Genomic DNA, 16,115 nt, shown 5'->3' on the forward strand with positions numbered 1-16,115 from the left:
GCCGCTCACGGCGTGGCACCGGGCGTGGTCTCGTCACCGTCACCCTGGAGGCGCGGCAGCAGCACCTTGCCGATCTCGCCCAGCGCGTCCGGGCGTCCCATCTCGCCGTGCGAGTGGCCGACGGTCCGCACCTCGGGCTTGCCGCCGTCCAGATATGGCAGCCACAGCTCCGAGGCGAGCTGGGCGTCGGTCTCCTGCGCGGCGAAGACGAGCGCGTCGCCGGCGAACCGGCCAGGCGTGTGCGCACGGGAGAGCGTGCCGTTGTTGAGGAAGATCCGGCAGATCGCGGCGACCCTCGACTCGTCGAACGTGGCCAGCAGCCCGGTGCGGTCCCGCGCGATCTCCAGGAACCTCGGGTATGTGAGCGTCTCACCGGCCCACGCGGCCGGGTCGTAGCCGAAGAACTCCAGCAGCAGCCCCAGGACCGTGCCCACGCCGCCGTCCGCCGGCGGTTCCGCCGCCTCGGGTGTCCCGGCGCCGGACGCCGTCTGCGCACCGGAGGCGCCCTCCGGTCCCGAGGGGAAGGCGTCGAGCACCGACAGCAGTCCGACCCGCTCACCGCTCTTCTGCAGCTGCACGGCCATCTCGTGGGCCACCAGCCCGCCGAAGGACCAGCCCAGCAGGTGGTACGGGCCGGACGGCTGCACCTCGCGCACCTGTGCCAGGTAGTCCGCCGCCATCTCCCCGATCGTGGCCGGCAGCACCTCCGTACCGTCGAGACCGCGTGCCTGGAGCCCGTAGACGGGCTGTCCGGCCCCGAGGGACGTGGTGAGTCCCGCGTACGACCAGGCGATGCCGGCCGCCGGGTGTACGCAGAACAGCGGCGGCCGGCCGCCGGAGTCGCGCAGCGGCAGCAGCACCCCTATTCCGCTGGCGGCGTGCTCCCGGCCCTGCTCCTGATGCTCCGGATGCTCCGGATCAGCCTTCGGCTGCTCGCCCTGCTGCCCGCCGGAGGCCGTGGACACGCCCGTGGCGGCTCCGACGGGCGCGGCGGCGCCTGCCGCGTCTCCGTCTCCCGACCCGGCGTCGCCGACGCGCCTCGCCGGGTCGTGTGCCGCGGTCGTGAGCAACTGCACGAAGCGGCTGGAGAGTGCCTCCACCCGGTCCCGCTGGAGAAGGTGCGGACGGTAGTCCAGGCGCAGGAAGAGGCGTTCGCCCCGTGCGGAGACGATGAGGCCGAGCGGATAGTGCGGGGCGTCGTCTCCGGAGGCGCCGGCGAGCGTGAGCCCGGGTGCCGGCTGCGCCGTCACGCCGTCGACGGGGTAGTTCTCGAAGGCCATCACGGTGTCGAACATGTCGCCCATGTTCGTGATGCCGCGGATCTCGCCGAGGCCGATGTGGTGGTACGGCATCAGCCGGGTCTGCTCCTGCTGGATCCGTACGAGCAGCGTGCCCAGCGACTCGTCCGGGACCATCCGCACCCGGGTCGGGACGGTGTTGATGAACAGCCCCACCATCGTCTCCACGCCCGGGAGTTCGGCAGGCCGGCCCGAGACCACGGACCCGAAGACCACGTCCTCGTTGCCCGTCTCCAGGCCCAGCAGCACTCCCCAGCACGTCTGCAGAACCGTGTTGAGCGTGACTCCGTGGCGGCGGGCCATCTCGACCAGCGCCGTCGTGGTCTCCTCGGTCAGTTCGACGGCCACGTGTGCCGCGGGCAGCGGCTGCCGGCCGTCCTCCTCCGGGGCGAGCCGCGTGGTGGTGGCCAGGCCCGACAGCGCGTCACGCCACGCGGCTTCCGCCTCGTCCCCCTCGACGTTCTCCAGCCAGGCGAGGTATTCGCGGAACGGCCTGATCGCCGGCAGGTCCTCGTCGCCGCCACCTGTTGCGCCGACGGCCTTGCGGTAGAGCGCGAACAGCTCCCGCACGAGGACGGGCAACGACCAGCCGTCCAGCAGGATGTGATGCGTGGTCATCACCAGCTTCCAGCGGTTCACGCCGGTCGTGAGCAGCATCATGCGCACCATCGGCGGGCGTGCCGGATCGAAGGGGCGGCCACGCTCGGAGCGCATCATCCGATGCGACTCCGTCTCCAGCCGCTCCCCCGTGAAGCCGCTCAAGTCCGCCACCCGCCAGGGGAGTTCGGCATCGCCGCAGATCACCTGTACGGGCTGGCGCATGCCGTCGTGCACGAAGGCCGCGCGCAGATTGCCGTGACGCTGCAGCAGCGCCTGGGCGGCGTCCCGCATCAGCCGGGCGTCCAGGGTGCCCTCCAGGTCGAGCGCCAGCTGCACCGTGTAGAGGTTGTTCCTCGTCTCGTCAGCGGAGTCTCCGTGCTCGCCGTCGTCGCCGTCGTCGGCGAGTGCGCCCAGCAGCACGTGGTAGAGCATGCCCTGCTGCAGCGGGGAGAGCGGAAGGATCTCCTCAAGGTCCGGGTGTGCATCCTCCAGCTCGTCGATCTCGTCCTGGTCGAGGCTCACCAGCGGGAAGTCCGAGGGTGTGCGTCCGCCGGCGCCGGGCTGCGCCGCGTACTCGGCGAGCGAGTCGAGGATCTCGAACCAGGCGTCCGCCAGGGCCCGTACGGCCTCGTCGTCGACGACGCCCTCCGGCCACACGAACGACACGGCCAGTTCGGTGCCGTCCTCGGCGTCCTGCGTCAGCGCGTTGATGGAGAGCGGGTGCGTCAGCGGCATGTCCGCGTCCGCTCCGGCGCTCATCGCGGTCTCCGGTGCCGGCGCCCAGTCGCGCTCGCCCTCCGCGGCGGGCAGCAGGAACCGCCCGAAGTAGTTGAACCCGATGTGCCTGGGGGGCGCGGCGGCGAGCGCCGCCGACGTCTCCGGGTTCAGATAACGCAGCAGGCCGAAGCCGATGCCCTTGTCCGGGATGGCGCGCAGCTGCTCCTTGACGCGCCGCAGGGCACGCCCCAGCTCCTGCAAGTAACCCTGCCCGTCGCGCGGAGCCACCGTGCCGGGCGCGAGCCGCACCGGATACATGCTGGTGAACCAGCCGACGGTTCGGGAGAGATCGGCGCCCGGTACGACGGGCTCACGGCCGTGGCCCTCCACGTCGATGAGCACGTCGCTCTCGCCTTCGGTGCCGAGGCAGCGCCGCACGGCAAGCGCGAGAGCGGTGAGCAGGACGTCGTTGATCTCGCAGTGGAACGCCGACGGGATGGTGGTGAAGAGGTGCCGGGCGCGCTCCGCCCCGTACGTCAGCACATGTGAACGCGCGCGGCCCGTGGTGTCGCGCGCAGGATCGAGCGGACGGTTCGCGAGCTGCGGCCCGTGCGTGGCGAGCATCCCGGTCCACAGCGGCAGTTCGGCGAGGCGTTGCTCCTCCTTCGCCTGCGCGGACAGGGCACGTCCCCAGTGCCGGAGCGGGGTCTCGACGGGCTGGAGCCGGGGCTCCCTGCCGGATTCCAGGGCCTCGTACGCGGAGGACAGGTCGGGCACGATGATGCGCCAGGACACTCCGTCGACGGACAGGTGGTGTCCCATGAACATCAGCCGGCCGGGTGCCTCCGCTCCGGCGTCGAACCACAGGACCCGCACCATCGTGCCTGCCTGGACGTCCAGTTCCTCCTTGGCCCTGGCCGCCTCCCGGCCGATCGCGCCGGCCAGGTCGCCGCCCGATTCCGGGACGTCGATGCGGCGTATGCAGGAGGCCGCGGGCACCGAGCCGGGCGGGCGCACCACGAGCCGCCACTCCTTGCCGGACGTCTCCAGTCGCAGCCGCAGTGCGTCGTGGTGGTCGAAGAGGACTTGTACGGCCTTCGTCAGTACGTCCTGGCGCAGACCGCCGGGCACCTGGAGCAGGACGGCCTGGTGGAACCCGTCGACGGGGCCGTCGAGTTCGCGCAGCCAGTGCACGATCGGGGTGAGCGGCACCTCGCCGACGCCGGACGTGGTCTCGCCGCCGTCCGCACCCCGCCCGGTCTCGCGCGCCACGGACGCGAGTGCCCTGACGGTCTTGTGCTCGAAGACGTCCTGCGGGGTGAGCACCAGCCCCGCCTTCCGCAGCTGGCTCACCAGCTGGATGGAGACGATGCTGTCGCCGCCGAGGTCGAAGAAGCTGTCGTCCGGGGCGACTTCGGGAAGCCGCAGCACCGAGGCGAAGACGTCGGCGACGACGTCCTCGCGTGACTCGGCGGGTTCCGTCGCGGCGACGGGTTCCGTCACAGCAGCGGGGGCCGCGGCGGCGGGCTCGGCGGGCGGCGCGGCTGCGGTCTCCGGCGCCGCCGGAGGCATGGGCGCGTCGGCGGAGGCGGGGGCTTCCGCCGGGGCGGAGGCCTCGGCGGGGGCCACGGGCTCCGTCGGTGGGGCGGGCGCGAACTCGGGCTCGGGCTGCTCGGGCCGTACAGCTCGCTCGGCCGCGCCGGAGAGCGGGCCCGGCACGGGCAGCGCCTCGCGGTCGAGCTTGCCGCTGGGCGTACGGGGCAGCTCCGTGAGCACCGTGACGGCGCCGGGGACGAGGTACGCCGGAAGCCGTTCGGCGAGCCACTCCCGCAGCGCCTCGGGCTCAGCGTTCCCGCTCCCGTCCGCGGACGGCACGACGTAGGCAGTCAGCCTCTGCTCGCCCTCGGTGTCCTCGCGCACTGCGCACACCGCCTCGGCCACCCCGTCGTGGCGGCCGAGCACGGATTCGACTTCACCCAACTCGATGCGGAATCCACGGAACTTGACCTGTCCGTCGATCCGCCCGAGGAAGTCGAGCTGCCCGTCCTCCAGCCATCGCACGAGATCACCGGTGCGGTACATGCGCTCGCCGGGCGGGCCGAACGGGTCAGCCACGAAGTGTTCGGCGCTCAGTCCCGGCCGGCGCAGATAGCCGCGTGCCAGCCCCGCACCCGCCAGGTAGAGCTCGCCGGGCCTGCCCGGCTCCACCGGCTGCAGCGACCCGTCGAGCACATAGGTGCGTACGTGGCCGAGAGGCCGCCCGATCGGCGGCGTGACACCGTCCGGTGTGGACCCGTCGGCCCACGCGGTCGCGTACACGGTCGCCTCGGTGGGCCCGTACACGTTGAGCAGCCGGGTGCCGGGCATCGTCTTGCGCACGCGCTCGGCGAGGGAGACGGGAAGCGCCTCGCCGGCCATCGACAGCGCCGAGGCGGACAGGTCGAGCCCTCCGTACTCGGTGAGCTTGGCCAGTACCGAGGGGATCGCGCACACCAGCCCGCCGGACCAGCACGGCGGGTCACCGTCCAGCAGCGCCAGCAGGTCCCTGACCACTTCGACCCGGCCGCCCGTCGTAAGCGCCGGGAAGATCTCGGCCACCGACACGTCGAAGCTGAACGACGTGGCGGCAAGCGTGTGTTGGAGCACGCCGGGGCCGAACTCGTCCCTCGCCCAGGCGATCAGCGCGCTCACGTTGCCGTGCGCGACGACGACGCCCTTGGGGGTTCCGCTGGAACCGGAGGTGTAGATGACGTACGCGGGGTGCGAGGGCAGCAGCGGTGCGGCACGGTCGGCGTCGGTCAGCGGTGCCGGCGAACGGCGCTCCAGCTCCTGCGCGGTACGGGCGTCGTCGAGGACGATCAGCGAGGCTCCGGCGACGTCGCGGTCCGCTCCGGCGGCGTCGGTCAGAACACAGGAAGGGCGTGCGTCGCGGACCATGAAGCGCAGCCGCTCCACCGGGTAGGCGGGGTCGAGCGGCAGGTATGCGGCACCGGCCTTCAGCACCGCGAGCATCGCGACGACGGTCCCGGCGGAACGGGGCAGCATCAGGCCCACGACGCGTTCGGGGCCCGCACCGCGTTCAACGAGCAGACGGGCCAGCCTGTTGGCGCGCTCGTCGAGTTCCCGGTAGGTGAGGCTGCCCGAACGGTCGGTCAAGGCCACCGCGTCCGCGTGCCGGGCAGCCGCCTCCTCGAACAGGGCGGGCAGCAGGCCTCCCTGCGCCGAAGGCGCCGTCCCGCCGCCCTGCGCCCAGGACAGCACCGTCCGCCGCTCACCGGGGTCCAGCAGGTCCAGGGCGCCCACCGGGCGCTCGGGAGCGTCGGCTGCCGCCGCCAGGAGACGCTCGAACCGCGCCCTGTGCGCGTCGAGTTCGGCAGCCGTGTAGCGGTCGGCCGCGCCGGTGAAGGTGATGCCGAGGGTGCGGTCGGCGGGGTCCTCGTCGATGACGACGCGCAGTTCCCCCGCTTCTTCGGCGCCGGTGCGCCGCACGGAGGCCGGGTGGTCGCCGAAGCGGATCTCGTGCGCCGCCGTGCGCACGTCGACGACCGGTCCGTACAGGCCGCCGCCCCGACCCGAGACACCGAGCCGGTCGCACAACTCCTCGTGCCGGAACCGCTGATGGCGCCGGACGCGGCGGCTCTCCAGCGCGACTTCCCGTACGAGCCGGGTGAAGGCGGTCCCCGGCGCCACGGTCGCCCGCAGCGCCGCCACGTCCCCGGCCGCGCCCGGGACCCGCCGGGAGGAGCGGCTGGTGCGGCCGTCGACGGGCAGGCCGAGCACCACGTCCGTGCCGCCGGTGAGCCGGTGCACGTACGCCGCCACGGCGGCCAGCAGCACCGCGCCGGGGTCGGTGCCGGTGTGCCGGGTCGCGTCCCGTACGCGTGCGCTCGCCTCCGCGGTGAGGGCTACGGTGCGTGAGCGCGCGTGGCTGGGCGAGGAGAAGGCCGCCCGGTCGGCAACCTGCGGGCCGGTGGCGAGCGAGAGCGGCTCGGGCCGGCCGGCGTACCTGCTCAGCCAGAAGTCGCGGTCCTCGTCGGGCACTTGGGAGGCCCGGTACTCGGCGTCCTCCGCGTCCAGGGCCGAAAGCGGTACGAGCCTGTCGTCCTCGTGCGGCCAGCCCTCCTTACGTGCCGTGTACACCTCGGCGACGCGACGGGTGACCAGGGCGCAGCCGAAGGCGTCCAGCACGGAGGGGTGATGGCGGTGGAACCAGCGGAAGCGGTCGCCCGCGAGGCGGATGAGCGCCTGGCCCGACAGTGCGCCTTGCGGCTCCAACGGCCGTGCCAGTTCGGCACGTTCCCACTCCTCCGCCGCCGCCACGGGGTCCGCCTCGGCACTGACGTCGACCAGCGGCAGTGGAAAGCCGCCGTCGGCCTCCAGGTCCGGCGGCTCTTCCCCGTGCCGCGCACCGCCGTGCCCCTCGCCGTTCGCACCGCCGTGCCCCTGGCCGTTCGCTCCGCCGGGTGCTTCAGCGAGCTGGGGGCCGTTGGCGTCCCCCTGTGTGGCGGCGTTCTCCGCGATGCGCAGGCGCAGCGCCTCGCTCTCCCCCGTCACCGTGCGCACCGCGTCCTCGAACAGCGCGGTGTCCAACGGGCCGCGTATCTCGACGACTTCGGCGACGCACCGGCCGGCGCATCCGGCGGCGGCGTCCGGCGTACGGCGCCAGATCTCCCGCCCGGCCGGTGACATCGGGACGCGCGCGGTGTGGTGGTCAGCCATGGCTGGTTTCTCCCCGTGGGACGAGCGGGCTGCTGGGATAGGTGTGGAAACCCCGGCCGGCCTTGCGGCCGACGCTGCCGTCGGCGACGAGCTTCGCCAGCAGGGGGCACGGCTGGAAGCGTTCGTCGCCGGTGTGCTCCCGGAGCACGTCGAGGGTGTCGACGACGGTGTCGAGTCCGATGAGGTCGCCGGTGCGCAGCGGCCCCATCGGGTGGCCGAAGCACTCCTGGAAGACGCGGTCGACGGTCTCGGCGTCCGCGGTTCCCTCGTGGAGCACGTACGCCGCCTCGTTGACGGTCAGCATCAGGACACGGTTGGTCACAAACCCGGGTCCGTCGCCCACGACGAGGGGCTTCTTGCCGATGCCCTCCAGGAGGCGCAGCGTGCGCGCGAGGGTGTCTTCGCTCGTGTGCGGTGAACGCGCCACCTCTACGGCGTCCTTGAGCGGTGCGGGGTTCATGAAGTGCGTGCCGACGACCCGGTCGGGACGGCCGGTGAAGGACCCGAGACGGGCGACGGGGATGGCCGACGTGCACGACGCGAAGACCGTCTCCTGCGGGCACAGCTCGTCGAGGGCCCGCAGGATCTCCTCCTTGAGCGGCTCCCGCTCGCGCGCGCACTCGACGACGAAGGACGCCTGCGCCAGATCGGACAGCTCCGCGGAGAACTCCACGAGCCGCACCGCGGCGGCGGGGCCGCTCGGCTCCGCCCGCTGACCGGGACGTGCCGGTCCTGCCGCGTCGCCGCCGCCGTCCCGAGGAGCGTTCCGCTGCCGCGCACCGCCGGTCTGTCCGCCGCGCAGCAGGCTCTTCAGCCGCAGCCCTGCCCGCAGCCTCGCCGCACCGCCCCGGCGCGCCTCCGCGTCGGGGTCGACGACCACGACGCGATGGCCGGCCTGTGCGAAGCACTGGGCCACTCCGGCGCCCATGGTGCCGGCGCCGACGACCCCCACAACCGGGCCTTCCGGTGCTGCCGGCTCGATGTCCTTGCGTTCGCCCACTGTCGCGTGGCCTCCTTCGGTCCGTTCCGTTCGGGGGTCAGCGGGCGTGCGGCCCGGCGTGCGGGGACGCGGCGGCGGGCCACAACTCGCTGAGCGGTACGGCGGGTTCGCGCAGTCCGAGCCGCAGCAGCGTGACGAGGCCGTCGGCCATGGCTGCAACGGTCCCGGCGTCGAACAGCTCCGTGCGGTAGTCCACGGAGACGTTCAGCGAGCCGGGGCCGGGCCCCTCCAGCACCGACCACGCCAGGTCGTGCCGGTTCGGGGCGGCCTCCGCGGGGACCATCAGCCGGGCGGCGCCCGAGCCGGGCCACGTCACTCCCCGCACGTCGAGACCCGACGCGGAGCCGAGGTCCTCCGGCAGCGCGTGGTGGGCGTAGGTGACGTCGAAGAGCGGCGCCCGCCCCGGCTGCCGCGGCAGCCGCAGGGCCCGTACGACGTCCTCGAACGGCACGTCAGCGCGGGCCTCGGCGGCTGCGATCACTGCGCGGACGCGGGCGGTGAGGGCGTCGAAGCCGGGCTCGTCGCAGGAATCGATGCGCAGAGCAAGGGGGTTGGCGAACGGGCCGACGAGTTCACCGAGAGGTGGACGGTCCGCGCCTGAACCCTCCGGGCGCGGCGAATCGGTGTCGGGGGCAGCCTCGGTGAGGCCGATGACCACCTCGTCCGCACCTGAGCGGAGGGACAGCAGCGTCGCGATACCGGCGAGGAGCCGCTCCCGTGCGCCGCTGCGGATCAGCTCAGCTGCCAGCGGCGCCGGGATGCGGAAGCCGTGGGACGCGCTCGCGTGCGTACCGCGCATGGGCCGCGGCCTGTCGGCGGGCGCCTCGAAGGCCTTGAGCGAGGCCAGTCTCTCGTGCCAGTAGGCGAGTTGACCGTCCAGCAGTCCGTCGGCGCGCAGGCTGCGCTGCCACCGCGCATAGTCGTTGTAGGTGACGGGGAGCGCGGCGGGCTCCGGCGGCACGCCGCCCGAGCGGACGGCGTAGAAGGAGAGCAGGTCGCCGAAGAACACGCCGGGCTGCGCACCGTCGTAGACCTCACGGTGCGTGGTGACCACGAGGATGTGGTCGGCGGTGCCCGTCGTCATCAGCAGCGCCCTCAGCGGGGAGCCCGTTGCCGGGTCGATGGCAGTACGGCCGTGCGCGGCTGCCAGGTCACGCGCGGCCGCCTTCGGGTCCGTACGGCCGGAGACGTCCAACGCGCTGAAGAAGCCGGCGGCGCCGTCCCGCGCGAACGGGGAGAGCGTCTGCCCGGTCGGGACCGGGAAGCGGGTCCGCAGGACGTCGTGCCGCTCCGTCAGATCGTCGAACGCCGCTCGCAGTACCTCCGCGTCGACGTCGCCGCGCAGCCGCAGGCAGGCGGAGACGGCGTCGGAGGAAGGTGGAGTGGGCGCCAGGGCTGTGGCTGGGGCTGAGGCGGGTGTCCGGGCGGTGCCGCCGCGCTCCCCCTCCTCGGGCGGACCGGCGGGCAGCTCCCGGTGGTCGGTGTCCGCGTCGTCGGCGGCGGCCCGCAGCAGGTCCAGCAGGGCCCGGGTCATCGCGGTGACGGTCCCGGCGTCGAAGAGCTGGGTGCTGTACTCCAGGGCGACCTCCAGCTCTTCGACGTCCGGACGTTCCGCGACGACCATCGTCAGGTCGAACTTGGCCGTGCCCGGCGGCAGTCCGGGGAACAGCGGCGTCTCGTCCTCCACGCCGCCGGGACGCCCGGGGTTGAACGTGCTCTCGCCGAAGGAGAAGTGGGGCGGCAGCGTCTGATGCACGTACATCACGTCGAAGATCGGGTTCCGGCTCGGGTCGCGGTCCGGTGCGACCTCCCGTACGACCCTGTCGAACGGGATCTCCTGGTTCTCCATCGCTCCCAGCACGACGGCCCGTACGCGGCGGAGCAGTTCGCGGAAGGTGGCGTCGCCCGAGAGGTCCGAGCGCAGGGCGATGGTGTTGTTGAAGAAGCCGAGCAGCCCCCACAGTTCGGGCCTGCTGCGGCCGACGGTGGGCGTGCCGACCACGATGTCCCGCTGGCCCGACCAGCGGGAGAGCAGCACGTTGAGCCCGGTGAGGATCACCATGAAGAGGGTGGCCGTCTCGGCACTGCCCAACGCCCGCAGCTTGCGGACGAGTTCGGCGGGGACGGTGAAGCCGTACGTGGCGCCGGCGAAGTCCATGCGTGCGGCTCGCGGCCGGTCGGTGGGCAGTTCCAGGGCGGGCGGGTCATGCAACTGCTCGCGCCAGTAGTCCAGTTCGCCGTCGAGCAGCGAGCCCTCCAGCAGGTCGCGCTGCCACCGGGCATAGTCCCTGTACTGCACGGGCAGCGGCTCGGGCCGGTGTACGCGGCCCTCGCAGCGGGCCTCGTAGAACTGGAGCAGTTCGCCCATGAGGATCTGCGGGGCCCAGCCGTCGTTCACGCCGTGGTGCATGGTCCAGCAGAAGAGGTAGTCACCGGGTGCGATGCGTACGACCGTGACCCGGACCAGCGGGTCGCGGGCCACGTCGAAGACCCAGTGGGTCTCCTTCTGCACGGCGGCGCGGGCCGCCGCCTCCGGGTCCGGTTCGCCCGAGACGTCCAGCACGCGGAAGAAGTCGCCGAGTTCGGGACGTACGACCAGCTGCGGACGGCCGTCGGCCTCGGCGAAGTTGGAACGGAGTACCTCGTGCCGCTGGGCGAGGTCCTCCCATGCGAGCCGCAGCGCTTCGAGGTCCGGCTCGCCACGCAGCCGGGAGGCGCCGGGCAGGTTGTAGAGGGTCGTGCCCGGATCGAGCTGGTGGTGGAACCACATGCGCTCCTGCCCGTAGGAGAGCGTCGGTTCCTGGCCCGGGCGGACCGGCGGCAGTCTGTGCATGTCGGCGGAGGCGGAGCGAGAAGCAGCCGCGGAGGCGGACGCGGAAGCCGCCGCGGGCGACGGGGAGGTGCCCGGTTCGGCTGCGGAGCCGTCGCGAGTCGTGAGGTGCCCGCCCGCTTCGCCCGCCGGTTGCGGCATGCGGTCGGCGACGGCGGAGGCGAGGTCCGACACGAGCGGGTGGGCGTAGATGTCGACGAGCTTGAGGGAGGCGCCGTACCGGCTGAGCACGCGCTCGATGAGCTGCAGGGCGATGACGGAGTTGCCGCCGATGGAGAAGTAGTCGGCGTCCGGGGCCACTTCGTCCGCGTAGAGCAGTCCGGCGAGGGTCCGGCGCAGCCATGGCAGCACGTCCGCCCGCGGTCCGTGCGGAGCGGACGCGGCGACCGGATCGGGCTCGGCGGGCGGCTCGACCGGTTCGGACTTGGGCGATTCGGTCGGTCCCGCCGTTGCGGCCGGTACGGTCGGTCCCGCCGTTTCGGCCGGTTTCGGCACAGCCGCTTCGGGCGCGCCGCCCGAAGGCTCCGACGCCCCGGCCGCCGGCGCGGGCACCGGCGCCGTTGCGGGCGCTCGCTCTCCCGGAGCGGGGACGGACGCAGGCGGCTGCTCCTGACCTGCCCGGGGCTCCTGCGGTGCGGGTTCGGGGAGGTCGAAGCGGACGACGTCGCCCAGCGGGCGCGCCCAGCAGCGGACACCACGGAACGGATGCCCCGGCAGCGGGACCCTGCGGGGTTCAGACGCACGGTCCTTCGGCCTCAACGCCGTCCAGTCGAGGGCGACTTGGGCCTCATAGAGCCGGCACAGCGCCGCCAGCACGTCCTCGGGGCCGTCCCCGAGGGTGATGACCCGGGCGTCGGTGCGCCCGTAGAGGTGCTCGGCGAGCTGGTCGCTGATCTCACCCCGGGCGGCGAGCTCGACGAACACCACCGGCCCGGAGGCGAGTTGTTCCTCCACGGCGGCATGGAGCCGGTCGCGCCGGAGCGGGCCCCCGAAGGGGCCGCCCTCGTCGCCGTCACTCTCGCCGTCGCCGGTCCACTCGTTCGTCGCCCTCGTGAGCGCCTGCGTGTCGGCGGCCGTCAGTCTGTCCTGCAGATGCCGCACCGCGTAGCGCGAGGCGCCGGAGCTGATGAGCCCGTCCACACGCACCCCGGTCTCCTTGAGCCGTTCGTGCGCGGCGAGTTGGGCACGTACCCGTGCGGCGGGGCCGGCGGGCAGGGGCAGCCGGTCGGGCAGCGGCGCGCCCTCACCGGCCGGTGCTCCGGTGGCGTCGCCGGAGAGCAGCAGTACGACGCGGGGCGCCCCGACGGGACCGCCCCCCACAGGCCTCGGTGTCTCCGCGTCGGAGCCGGCAGGGGCCTCCCCGCCGAAGGCAGGGGAAGAAGCCTCCAATCGCCGCCAGGTGACCTGGGCGGCCAGTTTCAGCGCCAGGTCCGCGACCGTACGCGCCACCACGCCCATTCGGTGCCCGTGATGGTCCCTGCCTTCGTTCAGCGTCCTCGCGACGTCGGCCAACGACCATGGCGCGTCGCGCAGTTCGAGCGACAGCCGCTCGCACAGCGTCACCAGGTCGTCGGCGCTGCGCGCCGAGACGCCGATCAGTTGCGGCTGCTCTCCGCAGGGCGTCTCCCGCTCGGCCGCCGCGGGCGGCTGCTCGACCACGCAGTGCGCGTTGATGCCACCGAGGCTGAAGGAGCTGACGCCCGCTCTGCGCACGTCGGCCTTCCAGGCCCGCCCCGACGTCACCACGTCGAGCCGTGCGGCCCGGAGGTCGACGTCCGCGGCCGGGCGCGTGAAGTGCAGCGTCGGGTACAGCTCGGCGTGCCGCACGCTCAGCACCGTCTTGACGAGGCCGGCGATCCCGGCCGCATGGTCCAGGTGCCCGAGGTTGGTCTTCACGGAGCCGACCGGCAGATCCCCGGAGGCCCCCGCGGCTCCGGAGCGGGCGAGAGCCAGCCCTTCCACCTCGACTGCGTCGCCCAGGCGGGTGCCTGATCCGTGCGCCTCGACATAGCCGGCGGTCGCGATGTCCACGCCGGCGTTCTGCCACGCCTTCCTGATCACCTCGGCCTGTGACCTCGCGCTGGGCGTGGCGATGGTCGCGGAGTGCCGCCCGTTGTGCACGACCGCGCTTCCGCGGATCACCGCGTGGATGAACGCGCCCTCCTCCAGGGCCCGTTCCAAAGTGGTGAGCAGCAGTACGGCTCCGCCCTCGCCGCTCGCGGCGCCGTCGGCCCGCTCGTCGAAGGCGCGGCACTTGGCCGTCGGGGAGGCTATGCCGGGAAAGGCACCGACCGTGGCCGCGGGCGGCACCACGTGACGTACGCTCACTCCGCCGGCGACGGCGAAGTCGGCGTCGCCGTCGCGCAGTTCACGTGAAGCCTGGTGCACGGCGACGAGCGATCCGTTGCATCCGGTGTCCACGCCGTAGCAGGGGCCGGTGAGCCCGAACAGGTGTGAGACACGGGCGGGCAGGCCGCACGGGATGTTCCCGATCATGCTGAGGGTGCCGACTTCCCGCACCAGCGGCGCGTAGCCGTTGCTGGGCGAGCTGAAGATGACGGCCGTACGTGAGTCGCGCATCCGCGATGCCGCGTATCCGGCGTTCTCCAGGGCCTCGCGGGTGAGTTGCAGCGCCAGCCGGTGCTGGGGGTCGGTCACCTCCGCCTCGCGCCGCGACAGCCCGAAGAACTCGTGGTCGAACAGGTCGATGCGGTCCAGGTACCCCTGGTGCGGATAGCCGGCGGCGGGGTCCTGGCAGCTCGCCTCGATACGTTCGCGCGGCATGGCACGCACCGAGTCGCGGCCGGCGCGCAGGTTCGCACGGAACCTGGTGAGGGTGTCGGCCTGCGGGAAACGGGTGGATATCCCGATCACCGCGATGCCGGCGCGTCCGCTTGTCGCGCTGACCGTCCCGCTCATCCCGATCTCTCCCGCCTTTCCGTTCATGGACAGCTCACCGGCACCGGCCGGGTCACGGGCAACCCGCTTCACAACTCGTAGGCGGCGGGCAGGTCTTCGTCCCCCGGGCCCGTCGCCCCCAGCCGGGACGTGACCGCCTCCGCCTGTGCTGAGATCGTCGTCAGGTCGAACAGCTCACCCACCCGCAGCACGCCGGGCCACTGCTGGTCCAGCCGCTTGTGCAGGTCGATGACTCTGAGCGAACTGCCGCCCACCGCGAAGAAGTTGTCGTGCGGCCGCGACTCGCCGTGGCCGAGCACGGCCGCCCAGATCTCCGTGACGCTCCGCAGGTGATCCGCCGCGGCGGAGGCGGCCTCGCCCCGTGCAGCTCCGTCTGCTTCGCCCCCGCTTCGTGCGACCGCTGCGCCGCGTGCCCCGGACGCCGCCTCGGGGATCAGCGCCTTCAGCGCCGCGCGGTCCGCCTTGCCGCTGGCGTTGAGCGGCATCCGCTCCAGCGTGTGGAAGAGCACCGGCACGGCCTGCTCGACGAGGTAATCGCCGCAGTGTGCGCGCAGGTCCGGCCAGGACGGTGTGCAGTCACCGGGAGCCACAGGCGTGAGGAAAGCGACGAGCCGGGGCTCCGCTCCGGAGGTGTCGTGCACGACGACCGCCTGCCCCACCCCGGGGTGGCACTCCAACGCGGCCTCGGTCTCGCCCAGTTCCACCCGGGTGCCGCGGATCTTCACCTGGTGGTCTGTTCTGCCGTGGCAGTGCAGCGCGCCCGTCTCGTCGACGTGCGCGATGTCGCCCGTACGGTACAGGCGCGCTCCGGGCCGTCCGTACGGGTCCGCAACGAACCGCTCGGCGGTCCTGCCGGGCTGCCCGGCGTAGCCGAGCGCCACGAACCCGCCGCCGATGTACAGCTCCCCCCGCTCTCCCGCGGGCACTTCGCGCAGCCGCTCGTCGAGAACGCGCGCCTCGGCGCCCTCCCAGGGCCTGCCGATGGGTATCCGCTGCCAAGACGGGTCGAGACCGGGCTGGACGGTGCAGGAGATGGTCGTCTCGGTGGGGCCGTACTCGTTCGCCAGCGGAGTGCCGGGCAGCCGCTCGTGGTGGAGGCGGACCAGATCCTGGGTGCACGGCTCGCCCGCGACGACGACCAGCCGCAGGGTGTCCGGCAGCAGCCGGCTCTCCTCCAGCAGCGCCCGGTAGTAGGAGGGTACGACGATGAGATGCGTGGCCTTGAACACCCGTGCCAGCCGGGCCAGTTCGTGCACCTGCTTCAGCTGCTTCTCGTCGGGGAGGAGCAGCGTGTGGCCGCCTGCGAACGACCAGAACATGCCGCCCAGCATCCCGTCGAACGACATCCGCATCGCCATCAGGAACGTGGAGCGGCCGGAGCCGTAGACCGATCCCCTGGGGCTGATCGACGTGGCCAGCTGGCCCCGGCTGACCATCACGCCCTTCGGGGCTCCGGTGGATCCCGAAGTGCAGACGATGTAGGCGGGCGCAGTATCGGGTACGCCGGTGGCGTCGTGGTATGAGGTGCCCGCTGAGAGGGACGCCTCGCCCTCCAGGACGAGTTCGCGCACTTCCAGCCCGGCGACGTCCAGCAGATCTGGAGCGTAGGGCACGCTCGCCGGCACCGGGTCGGGACCTGAGCTGATCACCACCGCACAGTCGGTGTCGGCGAGCAGCGCCCGCAGCCTGCTCGGCGGCTGGTCCGGTTCCACTACCGCCCACGCCGCTCCGGTGCGCAGTGCGGCGAGGATTCCCGTGACGGCGAGGGCGTTCTGTTCGAGGCGGATGCACACGAGGCGGCCGGGTCCCGTGCCGCGTCGCCGCAGCCGGTCCGCCAACGCCGCGGACGCCAGGTCGAGTTCCCGGTACGTCAGCTCCACGCCGCCGACGATCAACGCGGTCGCGGCGGGCGCACGCCGGGCCTGCCGCAGGAACCGCTCCAGGAGGGACGGCTGCGGCGCGCCGGCCGCGTCCGGCTGTGCGGCCCTCACCTCGGCTCGCTCTTCCACGGACTCGTGCGCCACTGTGGTCT

The 16,115-nt window shown here is 72.9% G+C and carries 4 protein-coding genes; all 4 read right to left on the bottom strand.

Annotated elements, in window-relative coordinates:
* Positions 1-5 precede the first annotated feature (5 nt).
* The 4 genes from G4Z16_RS05995 to G4Z16_RS06010 are packed head-to-tail and all read right to left on the bottom strand — an operon-like array spanning position 6 to position 16,107.
* Positions 6-7,334: a non-ribosomal peptide synthetase gene (locus G4Z16_RS05995; RefSeq protein WP_197349566.1), complete on the bottom strand. Its 7,329-nt coding sequence runs from the start codon at positions 7,332-7,334 to the stop codon at positions 6-8.
* Positions 7,327-8,334 carry a 3-hydroxyacyl-CoA dehydrogenase family protein gene (locus G4Z16_RS06000; RefSeq protein WP_246530698.1) on the bottom strand — a complete coding sequence of 336 codons (1,008 nt, stop codon included), beginning with the start codon at positions 8,332-8,334 and terminating at the stop codon, positions 7,327-7,329. The genes G4Z16_RS05995 and G4Z16_RS06000 overlap by 8 nt, the downstream gene beginning before the upstream one ends.
* A 37-nt stretch (positions 8,335-8,371) precedes the next feature.
* Complete coding sequence (locus G4Z16_RS06005; protein ID WP_197349567.1) at positions 8,372-14,110, bottom strand: condensation domain-containing protein; 5,739 nt, start codon at positions 14,108-14,110, stop codon at positions 8,372-8,374.
* A 41-nt stretch (positions 14,111-14,151) separates the two neighbouring features.
* The gene (locus tag G4Z16_RS06010; RefSeq protein ID WP_197349568.1) at positions 14,152-16,107 is read right to left on the bottom strand and encodes a non-ribosomal peptide synthetase; all 1,956 of its coding nucleotides are present in this window, start codon (positions 16,105-16,107) and stop codon (positions 14,152-14,154) included.
* Between the last annotated feature and the right edge of the window lie 8 nt (positions 16,108-16,115).

The sequence above is a fragment of the Streptomyces bathyalis genome, assembly GCF_015910445.1.
Taxonomy (GTDB): Bacteria; Actinomycetota; Actinomycetes; order Streptomycetales; family Streptomycetaceae; genus Streptomyces; species Streptomyces bathyalis.